The following is a 12,162-nucleotide window of genomic DNA, read 5'->3' on the forward strand; positions in this document are numbered from 1 at the left end:
TAAACCTGTGGCTGGGCATAGGCCGTTGAGACTTCAGTAACCTAACGCCTCCAAGCTCCTCTCAGTATCGTTGCGTTGGAGTACCCCACAGTGTTGGATTTTAACGAGCTGCGTGAACTCGCGGCCGATGTTCGCGTGTTCGTCGAAATTGCCGAAGACAAGGCCGAAGCGCTTCGGGCCGTCATCACGGCTTATGACGTGGTGCTCGCGATCTTCCCGTCCGGAGAGGGCATGGGCCTCCACGTCATCAAGGGCGGCGAGATCCTGGACCGGATTGCAAACTCACGAACCCATGCGAGCTACAGCCACACGGCCATTGCGGTTCCCGACCTGGAGCATGCGGAAGTGCTCAAGCACCTGACGGGCCCGACCGACCAGCGGCTTGCGGCGTAGGGCGTTTTCAAGTTCGCGCGAAGAAAACGCGTCACAACAATCCGGAGCGGTTCTGAGTCAATCAGAACCGAAAGTACCCTCGTTGCAGACGAGAATTTTTGCACTCCGGAACACCTTGTTTTAGGAACACGGTTTCTGCGCTCCCGTTGGCCCACACAACCAACCAGGAGTTTGAGATGAAGAAGCTCGTCATTGCGACCGCCGCCCTCGGCCTCATGTGCGGCTCCGCCTTTGCGCAGAACCAGACCGGCCCCGCCGCGCAGACCGACAACATGCAGAAGCCCGGTATGACCAACACGGACAAGGGCACGATGAGGAGCGGCACCACCGGCATGAGCCATGACGGCATGGGCAAGGGCGGAATGGTGAGGCCCGACGCCTCCGGCCAAGGCGGCTCCGGCCCCGGCAGCGACCAGGGCGGCACCAGGACCCGCAGCAACATGAAGTAAGCCGGTTTCCTGTACGGCTTGCTTCCCGGCCGCGTCGCTTCCCACAAGGCGGCGCGGCCATTTCATGACCCATCATGACGCGGATCTTTTTGGAACCTGTCGCCAATGCACGCCTCACAATCGTGCGCGCACCGGAACGGTCAGGTCTCGCCGCGAGTTGCCCCATCTCCAGCAAGGGAGATCGTCATGAGCGTTGAAGGTAAAGTGAAGGAAGGCGCCGGATTCATCAAAGAAGAGATGAACGAACACGGCAAATCCCGCGAGAGCCAGAAGAAGGCCCAGGAAGGTCGCGACTTGCGCAACGAAGGCCGGATCGAAGACGGCAAGCCGCCAAAGACGACCAAGCCCGGCACCGGTCACTAGGGCGTCTCGCGCGAAGCGAATATCGGTCGCGATAATTCTCTGGCCAGATTTTCGAGAACCGCCTCCGGCAATCGGGGGCGGTTTTTCGATTCACGCGCCGTCGCGTGCGGGACTCTCGCACATGAAGAAACATGTGGCTGGAAGCTCGACTGCGGCCATCCTTCGAGACGCCCGCCTGCGGCGGGCCCTCAGGATGAGGAATGAGTAGGCGGCAGCACTTCAACGGAGACGGATGCAGCTGAGCCTCATCCTGAGGGGGCCGCGAAGCGGTCGTCTCGAAGGATGAGGCGCTTGCTCAGGCGCCGCTGAGAAGCACCCGCATAGCAGGGCAACGCCGTCAATGGTCGTGCCTTCGATGACAGGCTCAGCAAAATGTATCCGCCTTGAGATGCATGTCTCATCGCCAGCGCATCCAGCAGCCATTCTATCGCATCAGCGCAACTGTTCCTTAATGGGTTTCTCGCCTAGATTGCGTATCAATAAACGTGGCGGGGCTTGGTGCGGATCTTCGCGGGTATACAGGCGATGCGCGGGGTCGCTGCGCTGTCGGTGGTCTGCGGACACGCAATCAGTGCGCGACCCGATAGGGTCGGCCCCGAGCTCGCCGAGGGCGCGCTGACGATTCTCGCGAGCGGCGTCGACATCTTCTTCGTGATCTCCGGCTTCATCATCGCGACCACGGCGACGGCACAACACAACCCGCTGGATTTCGCTTTCAGACGGGCGCTCCGAATTTTTCCGCTCTATTGGCTGGTGTTGCTGGCGGCGTTTATCAGCTCTTCCTGGATCGCGCTGGCGCCGGGCGACCGCCCCGCTCTCGACCTCGGAACCATCTTCGCATGGACATATCCGAATTGGTACCTCGGGCCGGCGTGGTCGCTGGCTTTCGAACTGCACTTCTATGTCGCCGTCGCGGTCGTCTTGGCGATCAAGCCGGACCGGCTGTTCGAGATCTTGTTCGCTGGATTCGGCCTGGTCATTCTTGCTCTCGTCTTCGGCCTTGAGTTCGGGATCTACTTTCATCCGCTGGTGCTGGAATTCGGTGCCGGCGTTGTCATCGCCTATCTCCAGAGAAGCGGACGATTGCGCTTTTCGCGCCACTTCCCAGCCGTTTCCGCGGGCCTGTTCGTGGCCGGCTGGTACTGGATTTTCGTGCACGGCGCGATCGACGCGCAGTTCGCGCGCGTCCTGACCTATGGCGTAGGTGCGGGATTGCTGATCCATGCTGTGATCGCTGTCGAGACCGAAGGACGATCCTTCTCACCGATCCTGCAATGGCTCGGCAAGATTTCGTACGCGCTGTATATCGTCCATTATCTGGTGGTGAAATGGATCGCCAGCTTTGACGGACTGTGGCGTCTGTCGATCGTCGGGACAATCATCGCCGGCATCCTGCTCTCCATCGGTCTCGCCGCCGCCTTGCATGTCGCGGTTGAGGCACCGATCCTCGATTGGGGGCGCAAGGCAAGTCGCAAGATAGGTCTCATGCGCAGACGCCGATCGCTGCCGGCCGTTCCGTGATCATCTCCCGACGCTGAATCGGGGCAAGTGCGGCCCTTGCTGCGTCATGGGTCAGCCACGAACAAATAAGGAACAAAAGGCGTCAGCCGGCATTGAACCTGAAAAGGAGAGATCGCCGTGACTGACAACAAGATGGCGGACAACACCCAAAAGGATCCGAAGGATTGGGTCTCCGGCGACGACCCGATGACCGGTGCCCAGGAATCTTACCTCAAGACCCTCGCCGAGCAGGCCCACAAGGAGCTGCCCAAGAAGGATCTGACCAAGGCAGAGGCCTCAGAGCTAATCGATACGATGCGGCAGAAGGCCGGGCTCGAGAAGTAGATATCTGGCATCACCGTCATTGTCAGGTCACTTCGGCGAACCGCGAATTGCCAGCTTGACGACCGTGAGGACGACGAAGGCGGGCGCCCCGTAAACGATGGCATTCACGGCCCAAGTGATGGCGATGCCCAGGAAAACGGAACTGCCGACAGCTCCCCAGAAAAGATAAGCTGCGGATATGCCCGGCATCTCCCATGCCATCACAGCGATGGAGTAGTCGGTGAGCTGCTCCATGACGAGCAGCACCGTCGAGACGGGCGCCCCGATTGCCAGTGCGGGGATGAGAACGGATTTCATTGTCTTCAAAGGCCCAACAGCCCCATCAGTATCGGAATCATAAAAAAGGCTGCCAGGCCGAGGAGGCCTCCTACGGCAACCTTCACCCAACGCCGTTGGATTTTCGGCTCGAGCCATGTCGCCAGTTTGACCCAGAGCGCATACGCCCATCCAGCAACAATCGAGCGGATAAGTGCGAACAGAAGCTCGCCTAGAATATTGGCCATGGCGGTTAGTCGCGTCATCTCCGCGAGGAGTTCATCTGCCAACGGCTAAACAAGCCTGTCCACCCGTGAGTGAGGTGGCCAAATTCCGCGGTTTTGGATCACCGTTCTGAGGGCCCGGTTAGCGCTGTGGAGGTGCTTCGCGTGAAGGGGCTCGTCTTCTAGCGCTTGATCTTCTGCGCACTCCCGCTCTTGCACATAGCAAGACTATTCCAGCGGCGCGCAGAGGCATCGGCACCGTCACCGTTGAAACCGCCCTTCGCTTCCTCGGCTTTGCAGCAGGCTTGCGAGAAGCCAGCCTGCAGGCAGAGCGTCATGCTGCCCGCAGCCTTTGCCGTGTCCGGAGCCGCACACCACGGCGCCACGAGTGAAGCAACCAAAAGTGCCGTTCTAAAACGCATCAATATCTCCCGGGAGCTTGCAATTGAGTCCCCCTTCGGTCGACCGGCGCGACGCCCCGACCTCCAGCGACCTGAAGAGTCTCCAACGATCGACTATCTGGAAAGTTGAGCGTTCTGACAACAGCGCCTTGTAGCTTTGTTTACGGCGGCTATTGTACAGGCGCTTCATTGGGAGATTTCATGAAAACAATTATCGCTGTTTCCGCATTGCTGCTGTCAACAATCGGCGCCCACGCCGCCTCGAACAGCACCCCTCATGCGCTCGATTGCATGGCAAAGAACGGCTTCACGCGTGACATGTGGGTTGCGAAGCGAGCCGGGACCAACGCCCAGGTTCAGTCCTACATCGCCTGCCGCGACGGCATCTCGGTTGAGAAGGCCAGAGCTGTCGGTAAGAAGGACGGCAACTTCGATACCTGGACGCCCAAGCGTTGAGTCATCACGGGGCCCGTCTTCCTTGGAGGCTGGGCTTAGGCCTCGAACGAACTGGCGCGCTGCCCATGTGACTCTAAAATTGCGGTGACGGTGCAGTCCAGCCCTTTCACCGGGATCATCGTGTCTCACTTGAGGCGCAGTCCAGCATTGCCATCGCAATTCATGCCCGTAGTTCGCGCGCTCGGCACGGCATCGTGACTGCTGACATCAGGGTGGCAGCAGCGGTGTGCGACGAGCCCCGCGATGCCGCTCAAATCTGCGGTCAACCAAAGGACATGCCATGAAGTTCGCCTCCACTCGCCTGATCGCCTCCGACATCAACATCATGGTCTCGTTCTATGAAATGGTCACCGGAGTTTCCGCCGAATGGCTCGCGCCGGTGTTCGCCAAGATCGTAACGCCGGGCGCCAACCTGGCAATCGGCGCTGCCGAGACGGTCGCGCTCTGGCAAGAAAACAGTGCCGAGCCCGGCGCAAACCGCACCGCCGTGATCGAGTTTCAGGTTGAAGACATCGATGCGGAGTATGAGCGCCTGAAAGACAAGGTCACCCTGGTTCATGAGCTGAAAACGATGCCATGGGGCAACAAGACGTTCCAGTTTCGTGACCCCGAAGGCACCGCAGTATCGCTCTTCATGCCGCCGATCGAGCAGGCCGGAAAGCGCCTCGCGGCGCAATAGGCCGCGGCAGCAGACCGGCCCGCATACGTTGCCGGTGGCGCGTGTGCGGCACTGGATTTGCGGTGAAAGTGCATTGAAGTCGCCGGCTGATTTGCTTCATCAGCGGGCTTCACCCTCACGCACACGTGCACCCACCCTTTGCCCCTCCCCCCAATTTCCTGCTATCTCCTTCTCCGCCGTCTCGGCCCAAAGCAAAACCCCATCCGTTCAAGGGAGCAACAACCATGCGATACCTCCACACCATGCTGCGCGTGCGCAATCTCGATGTCGCGCTGAAGTTTTACCAGGATGCGTTGGGGCTCAAGGAGGTGCGGCGGATCGAGAACGACAAGGGGCGTTTCACGCTGGTGTTCCTGTGCTCGTCGGACGATCTCGAGGCGCTCAAGAAGCAGCCATCGAGCCGCGGCGCGCCGCTGGTCGAGCTCACCTGGAATTGGGACGAGGAAAAATATGGCGAGGATCGCTTCTTCGGCCATCTCGCCTATGAGGTCGACGACATCTACGCGACCTGCGAGAAGCTGATGAAGGCGGGCGTCACTATCAACCGCCCGCCGCGCGACGGCAACATGGCCTTCGTCCGCTCGCCGGATCTGCACTCGATCGAGCTGTTGCAGAAGGGCGACCCGAAGCCGCCGCAGGAGCCGTGGTCGTCGATGCCGAACACCGGCCATTGGTAGGCTCGCCGCTGGAACAAGCCCGTGCCAGCAGCGTTCTCTCTTCGACAATGCAATTGGAGGAGGACGCGATGGGACGCGGAATTTTGTTGTGGATGCTGGGTGTGCCGATCCCGGTGATCATCTTGCTATGGCTGTTCTTCGGCCGCTGATCGCCTGACCAACTTGACCCTGCACGAAAGCTCCGCCTCAGGCGGAGCTTTTTGCATGCGGACCTTTTGCATGAGAGGATCGGCGCAATCGCGCGTCGCTCGCCGCAGTGGATTCCGCTATCACCCGCGCTTGTCGGGTGGAGCGCACGCGTCGTCCGGGACTGACGCTGCCGAAGCACCCCGGATTGCGCTTCGTTCCATCCGGGCTACGACACCAAGAAAAGCTTGGGGAGGATGATGTGCCGGACCAAAAGCTGACGATCTGGGGCCGCGCCAATTCGGTCAACGTGCAGAAGGTGCTGTGGTGCCTCGCCGAGCTCGGCCTGGCTTACGAGCGCATCGACGCCGGCATGGCCTTCGGCAAGACCCGCGAGGCCGACTATCTCGCGATGAACCCCAATGCGCGGATCCCGACGCTGGTCGAGGGCGACTTCACGCTGTGGGAATCCAATTCGATCATGCGCTATCTCTGCCTCGCGCACGGGCGCGGCACGCAAATCTATCCCGAGGCGCCGAAGCTGCGCGCCAGCGTCGACCGCTGGCTCGACTGGACGCTGTCGATGGTGCAGCCGGTCGACCGCCCGGTGTTCTGGGGCCTCGTGCGCACGCCGCCCGCCGAGCGCGACATGATCCAGCTGCAGAAGGATGCGGATGCCGCCGCCGAGGTCTGGGCCATCGCCGACCGTCTGCTCTCCACGCGTCCGTTCATGGACGGCGATGCGTTCACCCTCGCCGACATTGCGATCGGCGCCTATGCGCGGCGCTGGCTCGGCGTCGAGGGCATCACCCGGCCCGCGCAGCCGCATCTGACGCGCTGGCTCGCCGAGCTCGGCAAACGGCCCGGTTTTGCGCAATTTGTGGCACCGCCGATGTCGTGAGCGGTGATGCGGCCTAAACTCCGTTGAGAGCACGATGAATCCGCACTTCGCCGCGCGCCGCCGGGAGGTGGCGGCTACTGTGCATGGGGTTGTTTTCGCGTTTTTTGTTTAAGGCCAGCCGCGCTCGAACAGCAGCACGCAGAAAATCAGCACGAGCGTGACGGCCGCGGTGGCGAGCCGCGCGGTCCAGCTCAGGCCGCGGCCGACCCACCACAGCAGCGCGCAATACATCACGAACGGGACGATGATCTCGGGCCGCATGATGTCCGGCGGCATCGACGTCAGCGCCTGACCGTGGTCTCGATGCTGATCGAGCCGCCGATCTTGACGCAGGTGCCGGTGCTCTCGACCAGATGGAAGCCGCGGCCATAGGCGGCGCAAGAGCCCGCTTTCGCGCTCCCGCCGGCACCCTTCAGCGGCAAGTCCTTGCCGGCCTGTGGGCGCTCCGCAGGCGGGAGACGCAAGGCTTCCGCCGCGGCCGCGGACGTCGTCAGCAACGAGATCAGGATGAGGAGCGGCGCACGCATGCGGGCCGTTCTAGCCCGGACCGGCGCCGCGCGCCATCGGGGGTCGCTTCAGATGAACTTGATGCCGGCCGATTTGCCGCGGCGCCACACCACCTGGCAGCTCCGCCCGGTCCGCGCATCGCGTGCGAATGCCATCCGGATCACGCCCGGGAGCTGGCTCGCATCCTCGTCCAGCGTGATCTTGGCGCCCGTGGCGGAGATGTCCTGGACCAGGCATTGCCGCGCCGCGAACCCGCCCTCGAGCGTGATCCAGGCATGCTGCGACAGCGACTTGCGGGCTGCGCGCTTCTTGGGCGGTGGCATCGGCTTAAATTCTCCCCGTCCAGCGCTAGCTCAGGGAACCTAAGAAACCGTTGAATTTGCCCCGACTGATCCTGGGGCGGGAGGCTATCCACCGGTGCCAAAAGACCGTTCCCGAACGGCTTGCCCAGGGCGCCAAAGGCCATTATAGGTTCGCCCGCTGCAGCCGCCGGGCATGACTCGGGCGGCCAGCGGCCGTGCCGCGAAAAGCGGCGGGGCCCTGGGTTTGCTCCCTTCGTCTATCGGTTAGGACGCCACCCTTTCACGGTGGAGAGAGCGGTTCGATTCCGCTAGGGAGCGCCATCATCCGGACGTTTGGATGACGCGGCGAAATCTGCCGCCCTCGCAATGAACCTCCTTCCCCCTCGCCTCCGACCAATGTCCAGACGGAACCAGATGCAGGCCCATGGCGCAGCATAAATCTCCCTCGGACGACCAGGCCGGGATTGCCTCGCCGGCGCCGCCGCCATGGATCCACCGGACGGCAGCCTACGCGCCGGAACGGCGCGCCAGAATGCTGGAGCACATGGCGCGCGCCAGATCGCTGTCTCGGGCCACGGCTGCGCCGTCGCCTACGGCCGGCACGAACATTCTCGCTGACGCCTACGGCTACGCCGTGCTGTTCGGCATCATCGCACTCCTGTTTCAGTCGCGCGTTCCGCTCTACCTCGGCGCCTTCCTCTTCTTCAGCGATGGCGAGCGCATCGAACTCGCTCTTGGAAAGATCGGCATCCGTATCGAGCCCGGCACGATCGGGCCCGAAATCATCAAGGGCTTCGTATCCCTGTTCGGATGGTTCGCGCTGCTGGCATCGCTGAAAGCGTCCGTTCCCGCGTCGCTCTCGACATGGATGCTTCCGGATACATCGTGGTCCTTCCTCGCCGGAATCGCTCTTTTGTTCGCCATCGTCGAAGCAGTCGCAACGCGCGCGATGCAGCATTCATTGCCGTGGTTCGGATTTGAGAGAAGACCGAGCAGCGTGGCCTGCGCGACGATCAAGCTCGTCATGGCCCTTGGCGTGCTGGCCCTGCTGGTGCTGCTCGGATGACGCGATCGTGAGGTCACGGGACTGATAATCGCGGCGCTATGCCGCCTGTCTCGACCGGCGCATTTACCAAAAATTTACCCCTGCTCGTGAGCGCCGGTATCATTTGCTTAGAATTTGATTGCTACCGTGGAACTACGGAACCCTCCGAACCACGATTGGCGCCCATGTCCGTCGCAGAATTCCTCAGACAGCGTGCCGTGCAAGTCACCGTGAGTGGCAGCTACTCGCTGCCGCGTTGGTACGATTGCGAGGGCAAGCTCCGGACCTTCGCCTGCCGCACCAGCCGCGTCTCGCCGTTCCGCATGATGGTCGACGTTCCCGTGGTCGGCAAAGTCGGCGAGCGCGTGACCTCCTACTTCCAGGACTTTGGCGAATTCCAGTGCACCATCAGCGCGACGCTGAAATCGGGCTTCCTGATGGAGCTCGACATGACGCGGGCCCGGCGCGCCTGGATGTCGGAAAAGCTGACCTGGCTCGAGAAGAAGCAAAAGGACGCCAGTGTCCAGGAGCTGCGGAATGACGCGCGCTTCGTTCCGCAGGTCGCGCACACCTTCCTGACGCTCGCCGACGGCAACACCCATGCCTGCTTCATCATCGACGTCTCCACGGCCGGTGTCGCCATATCCTGCGAATACGATCCGCCAGTGGGAACTCCGCTTGCGGTCGGCGCTTGTGTCGGGCGCGTGATCCGCAAATTCGAAAACGGCTTTGCTGTCAAATTCGCGGAAAAGCAGTCGCGGGACGACGTCGTCCGGCTGATCGTCCGCTCGCCCATGCTGCAATCGGCCTGAACCGCCGGCCTCGCCGCCCTATCGCAGCCCTATTTCGAGATAAGCTTTTGAAGGTCCGCGCCTCGTGCCGGGCATCATTTGCAGACTTGCGATCGGGGGACCGAATGGCAGTCGACAAGATCACGGTCGATAAGATCACCTGGGACAAGGTCGGCCGGGTCACCGAGCCGGGACGCTACATGTACACCTTCGGCTGGCTCACCATCACCGCCGGCGATCTCGATATCTGGAAGCAATACCCGCAGGCAGCGTTCACGCTGATGGCGCAGCATTCCGAGCCGGACGCGTCCATCGGCGAGGAATTCCATCTCGGCGCTTTCGACGTGGCGCCCGACGCACCGCCGCCGTTCACCACGCATTGAGTCAAAGCGGGCTTGGGAGCGGCAGCCCTGCACGTGGTGCAGGCCGGGAAGGAACGCGGTGGCATAGCGGTTGCTTTATCATTGCCATGACCCACATCCCCGCCGTCGATCAGGCCTTCCTGCTGTTGCTCATCGTGCTCTGCCTCGGCACGTGCCTCATACGCGCCTTCTGGGAGGTGGAGCAACTCCGGGCCCGCCGGACCGCGTCGCCATCCCGCGCGACCAGGCGTGACTAGGCCGTCGCCCGGCCGTGCATAGCCCGCACGGGGCAATCCCGGCTCTGGACTTGCCGCGGCGACACGTTCATCGTGAATCGAAGAAACCTGCACATTGCCTTGATCTGACTTACCAATCGCGATCCGATGACAGGCGCGCGACCGTTGTCAGAAACGACGAGGTGGTTCTGTCATGCGATTGATTGCGCTCCATATTCTACACCTCGGCGACCGTCCTAATGAACGTAGGCTGTCGCGCTTGTTAAGCGACGCGACAGCAAGCGCATGACACAAGGTCGCATCGGGCAATGTGGATAAGCGGATCAAGGGAACCTATTTTCGGCGCCGATGTACCTGATTGAAGCTTTACCCACCGTCATCGGAACGGCCGCCATTGCCCCGGCGCTGCTAATGCTGTGGCTTGTCATTGCCGCCGAGGAACGCCCGGGACCGCCGGCCCAGGTCTGGACCGCGTTCCTGCTCGGCGCGGCCAGCATTTCGCTGCTGGGCCTGGCCCGCGCCCCTTTCGCCAAAATGGTCGCGGCTCCGGACAACCCGTGGGCGGCGCTGGCCATGCATTCGATCTTCGGCGTCGCGCTGCCGGAGGAAGCGGTCAAGGTGATCGCGATCGTGCTGGTCGCCTCGACCAAGCGGCGGACCTTCGCCAATCCGATGGACACCGTGGTCTATGGCGCTGCGGTCGGCCTGGGCTTCGCCGCCTACGAGAACCTCGCCTATCTCGTCCAGCACGCGGAGATGTGGCGCTCGCTGGCTGCATTGCGCAGCGTGCTGACCGTGCCATTCCACGGCGCGCTCGGCATCATCGCCGGCGCCTATCTGACCATCGCGCGCGCCGGCACGGCGCTGGGTGCGAACCGCCATCATCGCGACTGGGCCCGTCTCTCCAGCCGGCTGCTGATCTTCGCAGGCCCGCTCGCCCTGCATTCGGCGTTCGACTTCCCGCTGCTCACACTCCAGCGCATGCCGGATCTCGATCCGACGCTGCGGATGTGGTTGGGCGGCGCGAGCCTGCTGATCGGCTTCAGCTCGATCGCCTTCGCCATCCGCCTGGTGCGGCGCGTCGCGCGCCATCACGCGCCCCGGACCGAGGTCGCGCGCGAGCGCCTCAGCCAGCTCCGCCGGATGTGGGCGCTGCTGCTCGCGGGCGGCGGCGTCGGCTTTCTCGGGCTCGCCTTCGTGCTGACCTCAATCCATCACTGGCTCATCAACCCCGAGCGCAATCTGACCCTGGCCCTGATCCCGATCGGCCTGGTCTCGATCCTGCTCGGCCTCGCACTTCTGATCGTCACGACCGCGATCTATGTTCTCGGGCGCAACCGCATCCGCACCAGCGGCGAAGGTTTTTCGTCGGCGCACGGCGGCGGCTGAGCCGCGGGATGGCAAGCGCGGTGTGCACGTACTAGACTGGATCGAGCACACACCTGTCGATCCGGAGCCCGCCCATGACATCGCCTGAGGATTTTTCCCGGCTGCAATCCGCCATGAGCCGGACGGTCAAGGCACATTGGAAGGCCTTCCTGTTCGAAGGCATCCTGCTTGCAGTGCTCGGCGTTGCCGCGTTGATCCTGCCGCCGCTCGCAAGCCTTGCGATTGCGATCTTCCTCGGCTGGATGTTCCTGATCAGCGGCATCGGCGGATTGATCGCCACCTATTGGGCGCGCAGCACGCCGGGCTTCTGGTGGTCGCTGATCTCGGCCGCGCTCGCGGTGCTCGCAGGCATGCTGCTGCTGGCGCGACCGATGCAGGCCGTGCTGACGCTGACCATCGTGCTCGGCGCCTATTTCCTCGCCGAGGGCATCGCCACCATCATGTACGCGCTGGAGCACCGCCGCGAGCCGGGCGGCCGCTGGTCGTGGCTTCTTATCTCGGGCCTCGTCGATATCGCGATCTCGTTCATGGTGATCACGGGATTGCCGAGCTCGGCGGAATGGGCGATCGGCATCCTCGTCGGCATCAACCTGCTGTTCGGTGGCGCCACGCTGATCGGCATGGCGCTGGCGGCACGCAAAAGCAACAGTTGAGGCGCCCCGTGATCCTCACCTCGCTTAGGGGGTGACAACCCGCCGATCGCGCGGTATATGACTGGCCATGATCACCGTCACCACCAGCTTTTATTGGTATTTTAGCTA

General features: G+C 62.6%; 21 protein-coding genes and 1 tRNA gene. 16 read left to right on the forward strand and 6 right to left on the reverse strand.

The annotated features are described in order from the left end of the window. The first annotated feature begins 90 nt into the window (after positions 1-90). From FXB41_RS05070 to FXB41_RS05090, 5 genes are all read left to right on the forward strand, one after another. On the forward strand, positions 91-393 hold the full coding sequence (locus FXB41_RS05070; RefSeq protein WP_219680230.1) for a hypothetical protein: 303 nt from the start codon (positions 91-93) through the stop codon (positions 391-393). Positions 394-569: 176 nt separating this feature from the next. Next, positions 570-842, forward strand: a complete 273-nt coding sequence (locus FXB41_RS05075) for a hypothetical protein (RefSeq protein WP_007591383.1) — start codon at positions 570-572, stop codon at positions 840-842. A 186-nt stretch (positions 843-1,028) separates the two neighbouring features. Continuing rightward, the gene (locus FXB41_RS05080) at positions 1,029-1,205 is read left to right on the forward strand and encodes a hypothetical protein (protein ID WP_007591393.1); all 177 of its coding nucleotides are present in this window, start codon (positions 1,029-1,031) and stop codon (positions 1,203-1,205) included. Positions 1,206-1,703: 498 nt separating this feature from the next. Further along, positions 1,704-2,726 carry an acyltransferase family protein gene (locus tag FXB41_RS05085; RefSeq protein ID WP_311985791.1) on the forward strand — a complete coding sequence of 341 codons (1,023 nt, stop codon included), beginning with the start codon at positions 1,704-1,706 and terminating at the stop codon, positions 2,724-2,726. A 132-nt stretch (positions 2,727-2,858) separates the two neighbouring features. Then, positions 2,859-3,050 (forward strand): DUF3072 domain-containing protein, encoded by a 192-nt coding sequence (locus tag FXB41_RS05090; RefSeq protein WP_219680320.1) that lies wholly within the window; start codon positions 2,859-2,861, stop codon positions 3,048-3,050. 27 nt (positions 3,051-3,077) lie between these two features. Here FXB41_RS05090 and FXB41_RS05095 read toward each other — a convergent pair whose 3' ends face one another. The 3 genes from FXB41_RS05095 to FXB41_RS05105 form a co-directional block, all read right to left on the reverse strand. Then, on the reverse strand, positions 3,078-3,347 hold the full coding sequence (locus FXB41_RS05095) for a hypothetical protein (protein WP_219680235.1): 270 nt from the start codon (positions 3,345-3,347) through the stop codon (positions 3,078-3,080). A 5-nt stretch (positions 3,348-3,352) separates the two neighbouring features. Then, positions 3,353-3,595 carry a hypothetical protein gene (locus FXB41_RS05100; RefSeq protein ID WP_245285858.1) on the reverse strand — a complete coding sequence of 81 codons (243 nt, stop codon included), beginning with the start codon at positions 3,593-3,595 and terminating at the stop codon, positions 3,353-3,355. Between the two features lie 116 nt (positions 3,596-3,711). Continuing rightward, positions 3,712-3,951, reverse strand: coding sequence for a hypothetical protein (locus tag FXB41_RS05105; protein WP_007591404.1), 240 nt, complete (start codon positions 3,949-3,951; stop codon positions 3,712-3,714). A 180-nt stretch (positions 3,952-4,131) separates the two neighbouring features. Between FXB41_RS05105 and FXB41_RS05110 the strand changes: the two genes are divergently transcribed. The 5 genes from FXB41_RS05110 to FXB41_RS05130 all read left to right on the forward strand — a co-directional run bounded on the left by FXB41_RS05110 (position 4,132) and on the right by FXB41_RS05130 (position 6,769). Then, a complete protein-coding gene (locus tag FXB41_RS05110) occupies positions 4,132-4,386 on the forward strand; it encodes a hypothetical protein (RefSeq protein WP_007591405.1) in 255 nt (84 codons plus the stop codon). Between the two features lie 280 nt (positions 4,387-4,666). Continuing rightward, positions 4,667-5,065: a VOC family protein gene (locus tag FXB41_RS05115; protein WP_007591406.1), complete on the forward strand. Its 399-nt coding sequence runs from the start codon at positions 4,667-4,669 to the stop codon at positions 5,063-5,065. A gap of 224 nt (positions 5,066-5,289) precedes the next feature. After that, a complete protein-coding gene (locus tag FXB41_RS05120) occupies positions 5,290-5,742 on the forward strand; it encodes a VOC family protein (RefSeq protein ID WP_219680237.1) in 453 nt (150 codons plus the stop codon). Continuing rightward, the gene (locus FXB41_RS05125; RefSeq protein ID WP_157158543.1) at positions 5,709-5,891 is read left to right on the forward strand and encodes a hypothetical protein; all 183 of its coding nucleotides are present in this window, start codon (positions 5,709-5,711) and stop codon (positions 5,889-5,891) included. The genes FXB41_RS05120 and FXB41_RS05125 overlap by 34 nt, the downstream gene beginning before the upstream one ends. A 239-nt stretch (positions 5,892-6,130) precedes the next feature. Continuing rightward, the gene (locus tag FXB41_RS05130; RefSeq protein WP_007591409.1) at positions 6,131-6,769 is read left to right on the forward strand and encodes a glutathione S-transferase family protein; all 639 of its coding nucleotides are present in this window, start codon (positions 6,131-6,133) and stop codon (positions 6,767-6,769) included. Between the two features lie 108 nt (positions 6,770-6,877). Here FXB41_RS05130 and FXB41_RS05135 read toward each other — a convergent pair whose 3' ends face one another. From FXB41_RS05135 to FXB41_RS05145, 3 genes are read right to left on the reverse strand one after another with little or no spacing between them, the layout of a single operon-like run. Further along, complete coding sequence (locus FXB41_RS05135) at positions 6,878-7,045, reverse strand: hypothetical protein (RefSeq protein WP_007591410.1); 168 nt, start codon at positions 7,043-7,045, stop codon at positions 6,878-6,880. 5 nt (positions 7,046-7,050) lie between these two features. After that, positions 7,051-7,296 (reverse strand): hypothetical protein, encoded by a 246-nt coding sequence (locus FXB41_RS05140; protein ID WP_007591413.1) that lies wholly within the window; start codon positions 7,294-7,296, stop codon positions 7,051-7,053. Between the two features lie 48 nt (positions 7,297-7,344). Next, on the reverse strand, positions 7,345-7,599 hold the full coding sequence (locus FXB41_RS05145) for a PilZ domain-containing protein (RefSeq protein ID WP_007610106.1): 255 nt from the start codon (positions 7,597-7,599) through the stop codon (positions 7,345-7,347). Positions 7,600-7,824: 225 nt separating this feature from the next. On the opposite strand from FXB41_RS05145, the gene FXB41_RS05150 reads away from it, so the two are divergent. From FXB41_RS05150 to FXB41_RS05175, 6 genes are all read left to right on the forward strand, one after another. Then, positions 7,825-7,899, forward strand: a tRNA-Glu gene (locus FXB41_RS05150). 103 nt (positions 7,900-8,002) lie between these two features. Then, on the forward strand, positions 8,003-8,644 hold the full coding sequence (locus tag FXB41_RS05155; protein ID WP_219680240.1) for a hypothetical protein: 642 nt from the start codon (positions 8,003-8,005) through the stop codon (positions 8,642-8,644). Positions 8,645-8,808: 164 nt separating this feature from the next. After that, on the forward strand, positions 8,809-9,435 hold the full coding sequence (locus FXB41_RS05160; RefSeq protein ID WP_007591418.1) for a pilus assembly protein PilZ: 627 nt from the start codon (positions 8,809-8,811) through the stop codon (positions 9,433-9,435). A 104-nt stretch (positions 9,436-9,539) separates the two neighbouring features. Further along, a complete protein-coding gene (locus FXB41_RS05165; protein ID WP_007591419.1) occupies positions 9,540-9,797 on the forward strand; it encodes a hypothetical protein in 258 nt (85 codons plus the stop codon). A 563-nt stretch (positions 9,798-10,360) separates the two neighbouring features. Further along, on the forward strand, positions 10,361-11,401 hold the full coding sequence (locus FXB41_RS05170) for a PrsW family glutamic-type intramembrane protease (protein ID WP_007591420.1): 1,041 nt from the start codon (positions 10,361-10,363) through the stop codon (positions 11,399-11,401). 74 nt (positions 11,402-11,475) lie between these two features. Beyond that, positions 11,476-12,054 (forward strand): HdeD family acid-resistance protein, encoded by a 579-nt coding sequence (locus tag FXB41_RS05175; protein WP_007591421.1) that lies wholly within the window; start codon positions 11,476-11,478, stop codon positions 12,052-12,054. Positions 12,055-12,162: the final 108 nt, after the last annotated feature.

The organism is Bradyrhizobium canariense (genome assembly GCF_019402665.1).
Taxonomy (GTDB): Bacteria; Pseudomonadota; Alphaproteobacteria; order Rhizobiales; family Xanthobacteraceae; genus Bradyrhizobium; species Bradyrhizobium canariense.

Excerpts from the sequence above, each read along its gene's own strand:
- FXB41_RS05175 (WP_007591421.1), top strand. The coding sequence starts at position 11,476 with ATGACATCGCCTGAGGATTTTTCCCGGCTGCAATCCGCCATGAGCCGG.
- FXB41_RS05090 (WP_219680320.1), top strand. The coding sequence starts at position 2,859 with ATGGCGGACAACACCCAAAAGGATCCGAAGGATTGGGTCTCCGGCGAC.
- FXB41_RS05140 (WP_007591413.1), bottom strand. The coding sequence starts at position 7,296 with ATGCGTGCGCCGCTCCTCATCCTGATCTCGTTGCTGACGACGTCCGCG.
- FXB41_RS05170 (WP_007591420.1), top strand. The coding sequence starts at position 10,361 with ATGTACCTGATTGAAGCTTTACCCACCGTCATCGGAACGGCCGCCATT.
- FXB41_RS05145 (WP_007610106.1), bottom strand. The coding sequence starts at position 7,599 with ATGCCACCGCCCAAGAAGCGCGCAGCCCGCAAGTCGCTGTCGCAGCAT.
- FXB41_RS05110 (WP_007591405.1), top strand. The coding sequence starts at position 4,132 with ATGAAAACAATTATCGCTGTTTCCGCATTGCTGCTGTCAACAATCGGC.
- FXB41_RS05075 (WP_007591383.1), top strand. The coding sequence starts at position 570 with ATGAAGAAGCTCGTCATTGCGACCGCCGCCCTCGGCCTCATGTGCGGC.
- FXB41_RS05095 (WP_219680235.1), bottom strand. The coding sequence starts at position 3,347 with ATGAAATCCGTTCTCATCCCCGCACTGGCAATCGGGGCGCCCGTCTCG.
- FXB41_RS05165 (WP_007591419.1), top strand. The coding sequence starts at position 9,540 with ATGGCAGTCGACAAGATCACGGTCGATAAGATCACCTGGGACAAGGTC.
- FXB41_RS05120 (WP_219680237.1), top strand. The coding sequence starts at position 5,290 with ATGCGATACCTCCACACCATGCTGCGCGTGCGCAATCTCGATGTCGCG.
- FXB41_RS05160 (WP_007591418.1), top strand. The coding sequence starts at position 8,809 with ATGTCCGTCGCAGAATTCCTCAGACAGCGTGCCGTGCAAGTCACCGTG.
- FXB41_RS05135 (WP_007591410.1), bottom strand. The coding sequence starts at position 7,045 with ATGCCGCCGGACATCATGCGGCCCGAGATCATCGTCCCGTTCGTGATG.
- FXB41_RS05115 (WP_007591406.1), top strand. The coding sequence starts at position 4,667 with ATGAAGTTCGCCTCCACTCGCCTGATCGCCTCCGACATCAACATCATG.
- FXB41_RS05155 (WP_219680240.1), top strand. The coding sequence starts at position 8,003 with ATGGCGCAGCATAAATCTCCCTCGGACGACCAGGCCGGGATTGCCTCG.
- FXB41_RS05105 (WP_007591404.1), bottom strand. The coding sequence starts at position 3,951 with ATGCGTTTTAGAACGGCACTTTTGGTTGCTTCACTCGTGGCGCCGTGG.
- FXB41_RS05080 (WP_007591393.1), top strand. The coding sequence starts at position 1,029 with ATGAGCGTTGAAGGTAAAGTGAAGGAAGGCGCCGGATTCATCAAAGAA.